Origin of the sequence: Paenibacillus sp. JQZ6Y-1, assembly GCF_040719145.1 — a bacterium.
In the GTDB taxonomy this organism is placed as follows: domain Bacteria; phylum Bacillota; class Bacilli; order Paenibacillales; family Paenibacillaceae; genus Saccharibacillus; species Saccharibacillus kandeliae.
Window position 1 is genome coordinate 165,437 of record NZ_JBFDUZ010000005.1, and the last position, 14,194, is coordinate 179,630.

A 14,194-nucleotide genomic window follows, 5' to 3' on the forward strand; every position below is an offset into this window, starting at 1 on the left:
GATCTGCCGTGCAGCGCAATATCATCCCAATATAACCCAATATTTGAAATTCTATCATTAGATACACGGGAATGCCGAAAGGTTACATCTCTTTATAAAAAAATAAAAAACAGCCATCCGCGTGTATACGGATAGCTGTTTTATGATGGAAATGGGATAGTGACAACATGTGCTCAGCTGACGACGCTGCACTACTTATTATATTCTAGAGTCGCCCACGCTTAGCACTTACTGATCACCTGATCCATTAAAATTCCCCTTTTTCACTGTAGCAATCGCCTGTTCCAGCGCGGCAATCACACGGTCAGTCCAATCGTCGAACGCTGGATCTTCCTTTTGCAGCTCAGGATGGTCCAAAATATACTGCACTGCGCGCTTCAGACCCTGATCTGCACGAATTGTGGCGGTGAAGCCCGGTACTAGACGCTTCAGCTTGCTATTGTCGAACACGACGCTGTTCGCTTTGTCACCGAGCAGACTGCCGCGATAATCCTGATCGCTGCATGCATCAAGGAATTCGGACGATACATGCACTGCCTTCAGCTCCACGCCAAGCGCAGACGCGATAATCTCGTGAATCTGGTTCCATGTGACCGACTCGTCCGACATAATATTCACCGCTTCGCCAATCGCGTGAATATTGCCCATCAGCCCGATAAAGCCTTTGGCAAAATCATCGCTGTGCGTCAGCGTCCAAAGCGATGTTCCATCGCCATGAATAATGACTGGCTTGCCATCTAGCATCCGGCGCGCCAGCTGCCAACTGGATTGACCACCATGTACACCAACCGGCAGCGAACGGTCGCTGTATGTATGGCTCGGTCGTACAATCGTTACTGGGAAGCCCTGCTCCCGATATTGCTTCATCAGGTAATCCTCGCAAGCAATCTTGTTGCGCGAATATTCCCAGTATGGGTTGGACAACGGCGTGCCTTCATTGATCCGGTAATCTGACAAAGGCTTCTGGTAAGCCGAAGCAGAGCTAATAAATATAAACTGTTTGGTTTTACCCGCAAACAGACGATAATCTCGTTCCAGTTGATCCGGTGTAAACGCAATAAAATCCGCCACCACATCAAATGCCAAATCTTCAATCAACGTAGCGACATGCTGCTCGTCATGGATGTCCCCTTGCAGCAGATGCCCCCCATCCGGCAAGCCGGTGTTACGATTACCCCGATTAAGCAAATACAATTCATGTCCTTGCTCCAACAACTGTTTGGAAATAGACTCACTAATCGTGCCTGTGCCTCCAATAAATAACGCTTTCATGTTTGCACCTCCAACGTAATGGATCGGTCTGGGCTTACCTTTTAACGATAGCACTCCTGCGCAGCCGTTACAAATGATTCCTCACTTTCCGATACTATACACAGGGTTATCTTAAAATTGGGACTTTACTTCCTGTTGAAGGTTCATATATGTTAATCAAGAACCCCTCACTCCATTGTTAGCAATGGAGGTTGCGTTTGCAGAGGGATACAGGCAGTTCATTGACGAATGTAGCCTGTCAGTCAGGAAAGGGGATTGTGCATGAACAGCCAGATACCGGCGGATACAGCAGCAAAGCAAAAAGAACCACGCGCCGCCAGAGAATTTAAACAATGGGCGATTATGCTTGTCGTTGTCGTACTGGTCGCATTGCTAGTACGCACCTTGTTATTCGAGTCATTCGAGGTACAGGGACATTCGATGGAGCCGAATTTTCATAATAATGAGCGAATCATTGTAAACAAGATCGTCTATGATCTGCATCCACCCCAACCGGGCGATGTGATCGTCCTCAAGGTGCCTTCCCATCATAGCGATTTTATTAAACGCGTCATTGCAGTTGGTGGAGATAAGGTGAGCGTCAATGGCGATACCGTTACCGTAAACGGCAAAAAGCTGGATGAGTCGTACATTGCTGCCGCAGTTGCCGATGCTGAGAAGCAGGGCAGCGCGTATAACATCAACAACTTTCCGACGACCGAGATTCCTGATGGCACTGTACCGAATGGCTACCTGTTCGTGATGGGCGACAATCGCTCCCATAGCGAGGACAGCCGTATGATCGGCTACGTGCCAGTCAGCGACGTGATCGGACGTGCGGACGTGATCTTATGGCCCGCCGCCAACATGCAGCTGGTCAAATCCGGCGAAGCAAACCGAGTGGTCAGCGCCTCCACCTCAGACACAGAAACAAGCAACTAAGCCGTCCACAATAGCATCTGATTTCAAACCAAAAAGAGCAGCCAATGGCTGCTCTTTGCTATATTCTACATTTCGGATTTCGGATTTCGGATTTCGGAAAAATTATGCCTGTCCGCCTTGCTGATTACCCGTTTCTGCTTCCCAGCGAGCGATTTCTTCACGTACGATCGGTGCGACTTCTTTACCCAGCAGTTCGACCGCTCGCAGTACATCATCATGATTAGACATCGTGCCAACCGGAGTATGCAGCATAAAGCGAGTAATGCCGACGTTTTTGCGCAGATGAATAATTTTCTTCGCAACGGTATCCACATCGCCAACATACAGCGCACCTTCAAAGCTGCGCGCCGCATCGAACGAAGCGCGCGTATATGGTCCCCAGCCGCGCTCACGACCAAGCTGGCTCATCGCTGCTTGCGTAGAAGGGAAGAATTTATCCGCCGCGATGTCATTGCTATCCGCGATAAAGCCGTGCGAGTGCGATGCTACGGATAGCTTGGATTTGTCGTGTCCAGCATGGGCTGCCGCTTTGTAATACAGCTCAACCAGCGGTGCGAATTGAGTAGGATGACCGCCGATAATCGCCAGTACGAGCGGTAGACCGAGCAAGCCTGCGCGTACGACGGATTCGGTGTTACCGCCGCTACCGATCCATACTGGCAGTGGGTCTTGTACCGGACGTGGATAGACGCCGCGACCTTCGATCGCCGGACGATGACCGCCTTTCCAGTTTACGATTTCCGAATCACGAATTTGCAGCAGCAGCTCCAGCTTCTCGTCGAACAGCGTGTCATAGTCGTCGAGATCATAGCCAAACAGTGGGAACGATTCGATAAACGAACCGCGTCCTGCCATAATCTCAGCGCGACCGTTGGAGATTGCGTCAAGTGTTGAGAACTCCTGAAATACCCGTACAGGATCAGCGGAGGACAGCACCGTTACCGCACTGGTCAGACGAATGCGCTCTGTTTGCGAAGCCGCTGCTGCCAAAATAACCGCTGGAGCGGATGCCGCGTAATCTGCGCGATGATGCTCACCAACGCCAAAGATGTCCAGACCCACTTTGTCCGCCAATACGATCTCATCCACCACTTGGCGAATGCGCTCCGCATGACTGATTACCTTGCCTGTTTCTGTATCGGCTGTTGTTTCTACAAACGTACTGATGCCTATTTCCATGAGTCAAAATCCTCCTTGAAGTTGTATATATTCGATCACGTCAATGGAGACGTGCAGATTCATATGCAAGATCCATCCAAAATATCTTTATTTCGAAATATTAATTATCTTTATTTAAAACTATTTCGCGCTGTATTGCAAGCGTTTATTGGAAATCGATCACTATCTAAACAAAAAAGCCTGCCATATCCACTCCATCGAGCGATATGGCAGGCTTTTGTATAATCAGGCTTTTTTCACAAATTCCGATTTGAGTTTCATCGCGCCGAAGCCGTCGATTTTGCAGTCGATGTTGTGGTCGCCTTCTTCGATCAGGCGGATACTTTTGACGCGTGTACCGATCTTCAGAACGGATGAGCTTCCTTTAACCTTGAGGTCTTTGATAACCGTTACGCTGTCGCCGTCCTGTAGGATATTTCCGTTGGCATCGCGGACGACAAATGACTCTTCCGCTCCATTGGACTCAGCGCCCGGTGTCCATTCGTGTCCACATTCTGGGCAGACCAGCAGACCCGTTCCGTCCTCATACGTGTAGGCGGAGTTACATTCCGGGCAATTTGGTAATTCGTTCATATTCACTTCTCCATTCGTGATTTTCATGCGCCTATTTTCCCACAGACTGTATCATCTGGCAATGTCGGATATTTCCATTCAAATTGCAGATATTTTTGGAAAAGTAGCAATTATTCCCTGAATGCAGCATAGATCTGATTCCCAACACATACACAGGTGGTATACATGAAAGAACGACAAAACGAGCGACGAAAGGGAGGATGGCATGAGCCATTACATTTTGCAGGCGTTCACGCTTCGCAATGCCATGCGTTTAATACGTCCAATTGCCGTGCTGTGCTCCAGCGTAGCGATTATTTTCTCCGGTGTTTTTCCACTACTGGCATACGATACGATTTCAGTAGTCAACACCGTGCTGATCTCCGCAGTACTGCTAGTCGGCTGCATCCTCATCCACGGTATTCTGACTCATGCACTCAACGATTATACCGACTACTTGTCCGGTACAGATCAGCATAGCCCGGCAATGCTATCTGGCGGCAGTCGCGTCATTCAGGAAGGGCGCATTACGCCGGGGCTGCTATATCGCTTTGGTCTATGGCTGACAGGCATTCTGCTTGTGCTGGATGTGATCCTGCTGCTAACCGGACAGTACCGACTAGCGATTCTATTACTGGTTGGCATCTGGGGTGCAGCGTCCTACTCGCTCCCTGCACTGCGACTTAGCTATTACCCGCTTGCTGGTGAATGGATCAGCACCTTTCCGTCGGCACTGTTTCTCGGTTTGGGTGGTGCATGGCTGGCTACCGGCAGCTTCCCACTCTGGTCGGTACAAAATGCGATCATCAATGCTTTGTACTGCATCGCTTGGGTCATGGTGCATCATATTCCCGATCTAGACGCCGACCGTCAGGCTTCACCGGTAAAACGTACCAGTGTCGTCTGGTCTGCCGATCGCTGGGGGAACGAATATAGCCGAGTACCTGCACTGGCGTATATGCTGCTCATCGCACTCTGCTGTATCTGGCTCGCAATCAGCGGACGGTATATCGCCGCTGTCGGTATGGGCATCATCGTGCTGCTATCCATCTGGTGGATTTGGAAGATGGATGTGCGCCAGCCCGCTTCCGTCACTGCCTGTGAAAAGAAGCTACTCCTGCTCGCCATCGCCGGAGCGGTACTGCTGGGCATTTTCGTATAAACAATATATCACTATCCGCAGTACACTCATGTAAAAGGCATGGTACAAAAGGGATACAGCACAGTCATAACATCATATCCGCTATAACAATAGCCAATACCCCAACGAACAACAAAGCCTGCAACGGATTCGTCGCAGGCTTCGCTCATGTATGCTGGTACTACTCGTCGTTTACTGTTCTCGTCGAATGTACAACGGACGCAGATCCATAGCGTCCTCAGACGATGGCTGACGCAGCGCTTCCAGCACAACCTGCGCATTGTATCCATCGTAAAAGTCATAGATTTGACCCGGCTGACCTTGCAGCAGATTCACGATCTCACCGAAAATCGGCAAATGGCTGTCTTCCGGCGCTATGGAATGCTCCATTGGCTGCGGCGCTTGACCGACCTCATTCCAATAAAGCTGCTCCCAATTTTCCAGCGCAATATCGCCTTGCTCACCGTGTACCAGCAACGAGACACGCTCCTGCTGCGCTTGACCGCTATGTCCTGACAGATGAACACGAAGCCCATTGTGCAACGTCAGCGTCGCCTTCACTTCCTGCTCACACTGCTGCGGATCGTCGGGATAGATCACATGACTTTGCACATGCGTAATCTCACCAAAGATCTGCTGGATCATGTGAATCCAGTGCACACCGACCTCCAAAATAAATCCGCCCTGCTGACGTGTAGAAATCCAGCTATTCTGCTGCCATGCACGCGGCCACTGCGGAAAATGGAGCAGCAGTTCCATTTTACGAATCTCGCCAATTTTTCCTTCATTCACCCATTTGCCCAGCTGTAGCACGGCAGGCTCCTGTGGAAACGAAAAATGCACGACATGCAGCTTGCCCGACTCTGCTCCGCATTCCAGCAAAGCCCTTGCTTCATCCAGACTGTTCGCCAGCGGCTTCTCACAAAATACAGCAATGCCCCGTTCAAATGCCGCAACTGCCGCATCGTAATGAAAGGCAGGCGGTACAGCGATATACACCAGATCCGGCTTGATCTCGTCCAGCATACGGATATATGCCGCCGCTTCATATTCGCGCGCTCCTGTTTCTGCCACCGCACGCTTGCGCTTTTCGCTATCTACATCACAAACGGCAACGATCTCCGCTTGCTCTGCATAACGTGGCAACCATGTATAGACTAAGCTTTCTCCCATATTACCAAGCCCGGTAACGGCGATCCGAATTTTGCTCATAATTACTCTCCTGTTCGTTTCGTTATGTAGGGTAAGAATGGATCAGACTCTTTGTTTACTATGGACGATCTCCAAAAGAAAAGATACCGCTCTGCATTCATCTTAGCACTTTTAACATAGGTTGGTCACACCGTTGCAATGGTCACAAGCAAAAAGCCGCTCTCTAATGAGAACGGCTTTCTCTATTTCACTATTCAAGATCTAATACTCTACACTCAATGACACCCTCTACTCCATACCATTTTCTACTCAATACTCGTCAAAAAATGTCTGAATCTGCTTCGCATCCTTCGTTTGAGTCAGTGCCAACATCAGCAGAATGCGTGATTTTTGTGGATTGAGCGAGTCGGATGAGATCATGCCGTTCTGGTCATCCTCAGTAGAGTGCGTCACTACCCCACTGCCTGTGCGGGTAGAGCGAACAACCGCTACGCCAGACGCGGCAGCTTTGATCGCGCCTGCTTTGGACAGCGTGGATAAGGAGCCATTGCCACTGCCAGCAACCACGATGCCTTTGGCACCAGCGGCTACGGCTGCATCGTACAGATAACTTCCATTATTCTGATACTCGTACAAAATATCCACCTGCGGCAATTCTGTCAGATTCGTAATATCGAATACGGAATCAGCCGTATGCTTACGGGTTGGCTCGTTATAGAAGTACACTTTACCACCGGATACAACACCCAAGTATCCTTGCTCGGTCGATTTGAATGTATCCGTTCCAGTGGTGTTGGTTTTCGTAATATAACGTGCTGCGCCGATGCGGTCATTCAACTCGATCAGGACGCCTTTGCCACTCGCTTGCGGTGTACCAGCGATTTTGACAGCATTGTACAGGTTAAAGGAACCGTCCGCGCTGATCGCTGTAGCTGGACGCATCGCCCCTACAACCACGACTGGCTTGTTACTTTTCACAACCAGATCGAGGAAGTAGGAGGTTTCTTCCAACGTATCCGTACCATGTGTAACGACAACTCCATCTACATCGTCGGAAGCCAGCAATTCATTAATGCGTTTCGCAAGCTTGAGCAGTACAGCATTGTCGACGTCTGGACTACCGACATTTGCGATTTGCTCGCCGCTCACATTCGCAATATCCTTCATTTCCGGTACGGCATTGATCAGTGTATCAATACCGAGCGCTCCCGCCTGATACCCGGTCACATCGGTATTGGACGAGGAGGAACCAGCAATAGTGCCGCCCGTCGCTAATATTTTGATATTGGGCAGGTCTTTTGTGACAGCAGCAGGTGCTGTTGCCGACGCAGATGTACTTGCTGCCACGGCTGTAGTCTTCGCTGTCGTGCTTGCGGTAGTGGAGGTTGCCGCTGATGCGGATTCCAATGTAATCGGTAATACCAGCGCCGTCGCTAATACAAACGCCCCTATGTTTCTTGTCCAGCCATTCCATTTGATCATACAAATTCCTCCTTCAGGATGTTGGTTGAGTGTTGCACACATGTATATCACGCTGTTGTTTGTATGTATAAAAATTCAAAGCAAGCGGTAAACAAGCAGCAGATTCATGTATTCCGTATTCTATGTAATCCAGCCAAACGGTTTATTTTCACCTCCATGTATTTTTTTAAGCAAAAAGCGAATTTTATGTTAGTTTATTTTACATAAAAGCATGTGATTTGAGGTAAATTATAATAAACGCGTTTCTTCCACGTCAAGTAAATTTACATAAATATAAATGATCGTGCATATTATGCAAATTATATTTTGGTATTTTATACATATTTTCCTTTTTACTGCTTGCTTCTTCTAAAAAATATCGCCTCAAGTCGTCTGTAGAGGTAGACGACTTGAGGCGATGTTTGCCTATCAATATACGAGACGGTTCCTCGCGATTCAAAACAATTGTAGTAAAGGGGCAGCGTTATCAAGTAGGGATCAGGGCGGCAATCCTATTATTCCATGCCCAGTACCTGCTTCTCGTACGATTCAAAAGCATTTTCCAAACCCATAATGACATTTTTAATCTTCATATAGCCGCGTGTGTAAGGCTCGGAGTCGCGAATCGCTTCCCACATATAGTGATACGATTCCATATCGTCCGTTTCGCAGACGACAAAGTCAGTGTAGTCCTTGCCCGGTAGTGCCTCGGCGTCAAAAAACCGCACAGTTACCTTATCCTTATGCTGCTGTATAATCTCTTGCAATCCAGCAGCATGTACGCGCCGTTGTTCTCGCGGCAACGCCAACCAAGACGGATAAAATTCCAACAGTACAATCATCATATAACGCATTTCATCATTCTCCTTTACGTGATCAGTGGATCATATTTCATCCTGTGCTGACTTGATTGTAAAATATTCATCGAAATTCCTCATTAACATAGGTTAATGACAAACTTACATCTGCTGAGTAGCATCACAGTTAGGCGCTGGTTATTAGATTTCGCCGCGATGCAACATCCGACTAAGCGACACAGGTGAAATACCAATATAGGAAGCAATATGATACTGCGGAATGCGCTGCTCTAGCCCCGGATATTTGTGTAAACAAGCTTGATATCGCTCTGCGGCAGACAAATACAGCAACTCGCGCTCCCGTTCTTCTTTTCGAATATACAGCCTCTCCACTGCCAGTCGGACAAAGCGCTCCCAGCTATGATGCTCTGCCATCAACTGTTCTAGCAGCCCATGATCCATTTCGATAACCACCGAATCTTCCAGTGCTTCAATCGTATACGCTGAGGGGGTTCTTTGAATCATTGCTGCATAGGATGTCGCGTAATCGCCTTCCAATGTAAAGCCTACATTGTATTCGCGTCCGTCCTCCAATATATAATAGAGCCGAAACAATCCGCTCACGCAAAAGTAAGCCGCTTTAACCGACTCTCCCGCAGCAATCAGCTGTTGCCCCGCCCGAATCTGACGAATCGTCGTCCCCTGAATAAATGGCGTCCATTCCTGCTGCTTCATGCCCGTCTCAGCCGCCAATCGCCATAGGGCTTCATAATGCTGATCCATGCTAATCATTTCCTCCCTTCTGCTCAAAGATGTTATGTGATGTGCAATGTGCAGATCATTTATTTCACACATGGGAACAAGGTAATTTTGTTGTGTTGTTGTGTTGTTGTGTTGTTATTTAATATTTTTGTTGTTTGGTAGCTTCGTCGTTCCGTTGTCTTGCCAGTAAACCGCTGCGATTCTCTACCTTATATTGTATGCTTCTCCAGCGTCAAAAAGCCATTTCATGCACATAATCACCGTCATTCTCATGTTTCTCCAAGCCTACACAATAGATAACTATCATAATAGGGATTCCTGAAAAGGATAGAATTGGTTATACTCATTATTGTAAGCGTATACAATTAATGCCTAATTGTCGCTTATCCTGTTCATACCAGCACTACATAGCTCATCATTTGAAGGAGGACATGTCATGAGATTGATCCATAACAACCCCACCAGATGGTTACCTCGATTGAGCGCGCTATCCCTATCCATCGCGCTCTTTTCCAGTATGGCATCCGGTGCTGGAGCAGCGTCGTCTACAGGCAACGACACCACTGCATCCAAGCAAGAACCTCAACGCAGTGTACAAACAATTACAATCAACGGACAGCAGCATTACCAGCATATCGACGGCTTCGGCGCATCTGGTGCATGGAGTATCGATCATATCGGCTCCGAATGGTCGGACAAAAACAAAAATCGTGTCGCCGATCTGCTATTTTCCAAGCATAAAGGCATTGGGCTGTCCATCTGGCGCTTCAATATTGGTGCAGGCAGCACCGCGACCGATCAGGATATCATTAGCGATCCTTGGCGCCGAGCGGACAGCTTCAAATCGGCTGCCAATCAGCCATACGACTGGTCACAGCAGGCAGGGCAGCAATGGTTTCTCAAAGCCGCCAAGCAGCGTGGTGTCAGCCAAACGGTCGCTTTTGTAAATAGCCCACCCGTATGGATGACCAAAAATGGACACGGGCAGCCAGACGATTCGGTTGGCAGCACCAATCTGAAGCCAGAGGCGGTTCAGGATTATGCCGTATTTCTCGCAGATGTATTGGAGCATTTTGACAAGCAAAAGCTGGGCTTCGACTATATTAGCCCGATCAACGAACCGACATGGGACTGGAACAAAGCCGGGCAGGAAGGCAATCGCTATAACATGCAAGACATCCGCAATGTGCTGAATGCCCTGCATACCGAGCTGCAAAAACGCGGTCTGCATACCGAGATTGATGCCATCGAAGCAGTCGAATACTTATCCCTGCTGGATAACGATCAGTACGCTGCGTTTACCGGAAAAGCTGGCAGCACCTACACCAGTGGCAATGCAGGCGGCAAGTATCCCGGCAAATACAGCGAATATATCAAGGAACTGCTGGGTGACCCCACAACAGCACAGATCATCGGCAATAAGATGAGCGCTCACGCCTACTGGTCTGATCAATCCAATCCCGGCGACGACCGACTGGTGCGTCTGCGTGAGCTGGTTCGTGACAATTTGAACCGATACGGAAAAAATATGACATTCTGGATGTCCGAATACTGTATCCTCGGCGATCGTGGACCCGGACGTGATCTGACGATGACAACGGCACTGGATGTAGCCAAAGTGATCCACTATGATATGGTGACAACACAGGCATCCGCATGGCAATGGTGGCTTGCCGTATCCAAAGAAGATTACAAGGACGGTCTGATCTACACTGATTACAACAATCCGGGCGATGAACAGTCCATTTTACCATCCAAAACGCTATGGGCGCTGGGCAATTACAGCCGCTTCGTTCGTCCTGGTGCAGAACGCATCGGTCTAGAAGGTGCCAACGACCCGAATGGTCTGATGGGCTCGGCGTATTATCATGACAAAGACAAGCAGCTGTCCGTTGTATTCGTCAACAGCAGCAATGAAGACAAAACGATCCATGTGGACATCAGCAACCTACCCGGTGGCAAGGATGTGAAGCAGTTTGAGCCTTATCTGACTTCCGATTCTGCCGATCTGAAAAAGCAGTCTACCGTTTCGATGAAAAAGGATATTACCATCCCGGCACGATCCCTGATGACACTAGTAGGAAAATGATGCTAATAGCGAAAAATGAAAGAAATACCAGCAGTCTTGCAGACGTATGGCGCACTCGATCTAGCATACGAATCTCTGATAGCAAGAACGTATGCTCATTCCATAGGAAAGGAATATAGTAATGATCGTTATCTATATGATTGCAGCCGTGATTGGTTTCTATGTGCTACACTTTTTGCTTTCCTTGTTCAATATCCATGTGTTGGATAACGGCTGGGAAACGGTATACCTGTTGCTGACAGTCATCATTGGCATTCTTCTGTATATCGCTTCGCTTTTACAACACTCGCATAAACGAAATTAGATGTGGCATTCCATGTGACAGCATACTGCTGCACCATACAGCAAAAAAACGACTGGCTTTTGCCTAGTCGTTTTTTTACTATGATCCTGTGTTGTTTGTTTCTTCTATTCCGTACACATTACTGCTTACTTGGTATCGGTCGTCGTGTCGGTGCTGTTCGTTGTACCTTGTTGTTGTCCAGGTCTGCCGCCACCGCCGCCCATTCCACCCATGCCGCCGTTCGGGTTGCTAGTGGATACGCCGGATTCGCTCAACCATGTTACATTGCTGGAAATATCGAAGCTCACTACTTCTGTACCGCCGCTGTACGTACCGTCCGTATACAGTCCGTCTGTTGCTGTACCTGTGGAGGAACCACCGCTGTACAGGGTGTAGCTGCCGTCTTTCAGATCAGGAGAGCTAACAACGACATATTGATAGTCTTTATCCGGTGCAAAGGTCAGGATGTTATTGCCATCGCTGTCTTGCAGATGAACCAGTGTGCCTGCTGCCTGTGTGGTGGAGTAGCTCATCGCTACCGAATATTGGGTTGAGCCGTCGGAAGTGGATTGTGCCATACCGGAGCTGCCCGAAGCAACCAAGAAGCCACCTGTCATTTCAAAGGTACCGTCATAGTCGAGTGTACCGTTACCATTCGATGTTGGACCATTCACGACTACCGTACCGCCGGACATCGTGATCGAACCATTCGCATCCAGACCGTCGCCTTCTGCATCTACATACAGGGTACCGCCAGTGATGTTGATCAGCGCGTTGCCTGCTGCTTGTGGTCCGCCACCGCCACCAAAACCGCCTGCCGCTTGTGTTGCTGTCGCTGTATCGGTTGCCGCAGCATTCGCTGTTGTTACGTTGGCAGTATCCGTTGTTGCGCTGGCTGTAGTTACTGCTGCATCTGTAGCATTTGTGCTCGCCGTTACGACCGATGTATCAGTGCTGGCTGCTGCTGTTTCGTTCGTCGTTGTCGCATCGGTCGTTGTCATTGTGTCGCTTTCGGAAGCATTCACACCGTCATCGCTTGCTACAACATGCGTTTCGCCGCCGGAGACTGCAATCGTAGTTCCTTCCAGACCCTCATAGCTTTTCGCAATGTTCACTGTACCGTCAGTGATACTCAGTGTCGATTCAGCATGTACACCATCATCGCCAGTTGCCAGTGTCAGGTCGCCGCCATTGATCGTTACCGTGCCGTTACTGTGTACACTGTCGTCTTTGGCATCCACAGTGAACGTACCGCCGTTGATGACCAGATCGGTTCCAGCTTTCAATGCTTTGGCACTGTCGGATGATTCTTCGGTTGTAGTCGTATCTGTTGCTGTAGAATCTGCCGATGTGCTGGCTGCCGTTGTCGTTACATTCGCAGCTGTTGTTGTCGCATTGGCTGTTGTTACGCTGCTATCTGTTGCTGCTGCCGATGTGTTGGTGTTGCTGGATGTCGTTGTGTCGGTGCTACCCGGAGGTGTACCGGTTGGAGGTGTGCCACCGCCACCCATTCCACCGCCCATGCCGCCACCCGGCATTTCTTCGGTATGTGCTTCAGCATTGGCACTGCCGCCACCAGTTGTGATGTTGTACGTACCGCCATCGGTCACGAGTACCGTTTCCGCTTGAATGCCGTCATTCTCAGCAGTGATTGTAAATGTACCGTCGGTGATAGCGACAAAGCCTTTGTCTGTATCCTCGTCATTGGTCGATTTGATACCGTCGCCGCCAACAGTAATAGTAAATGTACCGTTCTCGACTGCAACCATATCCTTACCAACGATACCGTCATCTTCCGCTTGGATGTTGAAAGTACCAGAAACGATTTTTAGATCGTCTTTGCTGGTGATGCCGTCTTTGTAGTTGGCGTTGATATTCAGTATACCGGTGCCGTTGATCGTCAGATCGGCTTTACTAAACAGTGCTGCGCTTGGCTCATCCGTGGAGCTGTCAGCGAATACATAGTTGGAACCGTCGGTCAGTGTATTTTCCGTGCCTTCTTGCAGTGTCAAAATGACATTGTCGGCTTCTTGGATGTAGATCGGTGCGCTGTCGCTGTCGGTAATATTGATGCCGTTCAGAACGATATGCACATCGCCTTCTTCTGTGCTGTTGACGATAATCTGTCCATCGGTCAGCTCACCGCTGATCACATACGTACCAGCTGTTGTGATCGTTACGTTGCCGCCAGATACTTCAGCACCATCGCCAGAGACGGAAGCACTGCTGCCGCTTAGTGTAATCATGGTGGAGCTATCCGCGCTCCAATCCGTTGTATGATCGGAATCTTTGAAGGTAACTAGATCGGCGCTGGTGGTCGTTACTGGTGTCGTTACGGTCGATGTGCTGATCTGAGTTGCCGATGATGTGGTCAATGCACTCGTCGTTGCACTGGTTGCGCCAGTCGATGTACTGCATGCTGCCAAGATGGATGCGGATAGAATCAATGCGGAAAAGACAGACGTCACTTTTTTGGCAATGCCTTTTTTATTCTTCGTGGACGGGGAGGTCGGTTGTTTGGTTACGTTTCTCATAATACATCTTCCTTTCAGGATCGTTTGATATGAATCGCTCATTGATCAGGG

General features: G+C 49.0%; 11 protein-coding genes. 3 read left to right on the forward strand and 8 right to left on the reverse strand.

The features are described 5' to 3' along the window. Nucleotides 1-228: 228 nt before the first annotated feature. Nucleotides 229-1,272, reverse strand: a complete 1,044-nt coding sequence (locus ABXR35_RS20785; RefSeq protein WP_367063970.1) for an SDR family oxidoreductase — start codon at nt 1,270-1,272, stop codon at nt 229-231. A 261-nt stretch (nt 1,273-1,533) separates the two neighbouring features. Between ABXR35_RS20785 and lepB the strand changes: the two genes are divergently transcribed. Further along, nucleotides 1,534-2,193 (forward strand): signal peptidase I, encoded by a 660-nt coding sequence (gene lepB / locus ABXR35_RS20790; protein WP_367063971.1) that lies wholly within the window; start codon nt 1,534-1,536, stop codon nt 2,191-2,193. Nucleotides 2,194-2,295: 102 nt separating this feature from the next. On the opposite strand, the gene ABXR35_RS20795 is transcribed toward lepB, so the two are convergent. Continuing rightward, nucleotides 2,296-3,372, reverse strand: a complete 1,077-nt coding sequence (locus ABXR35_RS20795) for an LLM class flavin-dependent oxidoreductase (RefSeq protein ID WP_367063972.1) — start codon at nt 3,370-3,372, stop codon at nt 2,296-2,298. A gap of 225 nt (nt 3,373-3,597) precedes the next feature. Further along, nucleotides 3,598-3,945 carry a zinc ribbon domain-containing protein YjdM gene (locus ABXR35_RS20800; RefSeq protein ID WP_367063973.1) on the reverse strand — a complete coding sequence of 116 codons (348 nt, stop codon included), beginning with the start codon at nt 3,943-3,945 and terminating at the stop codon, nt 3,598-3,600. Nucleotides 3,946-4,150: 205 nt separating this feature from the next. Here ABXR35_RS20800 and ABXR35_RS20805 point away from each other — a divergent pair, with 205 nt between their 5' ends. Further along, on the forward strand, nt 4,151-5,086 hold the full coding sequence (locus ABXR35_RS20805; RefSeq protein WP_367063974.1) for a prenyltransferase: 936 nt from the start codon (nt 4,151-4,153) through the stop codon (nt 5,084-5,086). A gap of 171 nt (nt 5,087-5,257) precedes the next feature. On the opposite strand, the gene ABXR35_RS20810 is transcribed toward ABXR35_RS20805, so the two are convergent. The 4 genes from ABXR35_RS20810 to ABXR35_RS20825 all read right to left on the reverse strand — a co-directional run bounded on the left by ABXR35_RS20810 (nt 5,258) and on the right by ABXR35_RS20825 (nt 9,210). Further along, a complete protein-coding gene (locus tag ABXR35_RS20810) occupies nt 5,258-6,277 on the reverse strand; it encodes a Gfo/Idh/MocA family protein (RefSeq protein WP_367063975.1) in 1,020 nt (339 codons plus the stop codon). A 249-nt stretch (nt 6,278-6,526) separates the two neighbouring features. Further along, the gene (locus ABXR35_RS20815) at nt 6,527-7,699 is read right to left on the reverse strand and encodes a type II asparaginase (protein ID WP_367063976.1); all 1,173 of its coding nucleotides are present in this window, start codon (nt 7,697-7,699) and stop codon (nt 6,527-6,529) included. 494 nt (nt 7,700-8,193) lie between these two features. Then, the gene (locus ABXR35_RS20820) at nt 8,194-8,532 is read right to left on the reverse strand and encodes a darcynin family protein (protein WP_367063977.1); all 339 of its coding nucleotides are present in this window, start codon (nt 8,530-8,532) and stop codon (nt 8,194-8,196) included. Nucleotides 8,533-8,676: 144 nt separating this feature from the next. Further along, the gene (locus ABXR35_RS20825) at nt 8,677-9,210 is read right to left on the reverse strand and encodes a Crp/Fnr family transcriptional regulator (protein WP_367064124.1); all 534 of its coding nucleotides are present in this window, start codon (nt 9,208-9,210) and stop codon (nt 8,677-8,679) included. 463 nt (nt 9,211-9,673) lie between these two features. On the opposite strand from ABXR35_RS20825, the gene ABXR35_RS20830 reads away from it, so the two are divergent. Continuing rightward, nucleotides 9,674-11,326, forward strand: coding sequence for a glycoside hydrolase (locus ABXR35_RS20830; RefSeq protein WP_367063978.1), 1,653 nt, complete (start codon nt 9,674-9,676; stop codon nt 11,324-11,326). A 429-nt stretch (nt 11,327-11,755) separates the two neighbouring features. Here ABXR35_RS20830 and ABXR35_RS20835 read toward each other — a convergent pair whose 3' ends face one another. Continuing rightward, nucleotides 11,756-14,143, reverse strand: coding sequence for a carbohydrate-binding domain-containing protein (locus ABXR35_RS20835; protein ID WP_367063979.1), 2,388 nt, complete (start codon nt 14,141-14,143; stop codon nt 11,756-11,758). Nucleotides 14,144-14,194 lie beyond the last annotated feature (51 nt).

Excerpts from the sequence above, each read along its gene's own strand:
- ABXR35_RS20810 (WP_367063975.1), bottom strand. The coding sequence starts at position 6,277 with ATGAGCAAAATTCGGATCGCCGTTACCGGGCTTGGTAATATGGGAGAA.
- ABXR35_RS20835 (WP_367063979.1), bottom strand. The coding sequence starts at position 14,143 with ATGAGAAACGTAACCAAACAACCGACCTCCCCGTCCACGAAGAATAAA.
- ABXR35_RS20825 (WP_367064124.1), bottom strand. The coding sequence starts at position 9,210 with ATGAAGCAGCAGGAATGGACGCCATTTATTCAGGGGACGACGATTCGT.
- lepB (WP_367063971.1), top strand. The coding sequence starts at position 1,534 with ATGAACAGCCAGATACCGGCGGATACAGCAGCAAAGCAAAAAGAACCA.
- ABXR35_RS20785 (WP_367063970.1), bottom strand. The coding sequence starts at position 1,272 with ATGAAAGCGTTATTTATTGGAGGCACAGGCACGATTAGTGAGTCTATT.
- ABXR35_RS20815 (WP_367063976.1), bottom strand. The coding sequence starts at position 7,699 with ATGATCAAATGGAATGGCTGGACAAGAAACATAGGGGCGTTTGTATTA.
- ABXR35_RS20800 (WP_367063973.1), bottom strand. The coding sequence starts at position 3,945 with ATGAACGAATTACCAAATTGCCCGGAATGTAACTCCGCCTACACGTAT.
- ABXR35_RS20830 (WP_367063978.1), top strand. The coding sequence starts at position 9,674 with ATGAGATTGATCCATAACAACCCCACCAGATGGTTACCTCGATTGAGC.
- ABXR35_RS20795 (WP_367063972.1), bottom strand. The coding sequence starts at position 3,372 with ATGGAAATAGGCATCAGTACGTTTGTAGAAACAACAGCCGATACAGAA.
- ABXR35_RS20820 (WP_367063977.1), bottom strand. The coding sequence starts at position 8,532 with ATGCGTTATATGATGATTGTACTGTTGGAATTTTATCCGTCTTGGTTG.
- ABXR35_RS20805 (WP_367063974.1), top strand. The coding sequence starts at position 4,151 with ATGAGCCATTACATTTTGCAGGCGTTCACGCTTCGCAATGCCATGCGT.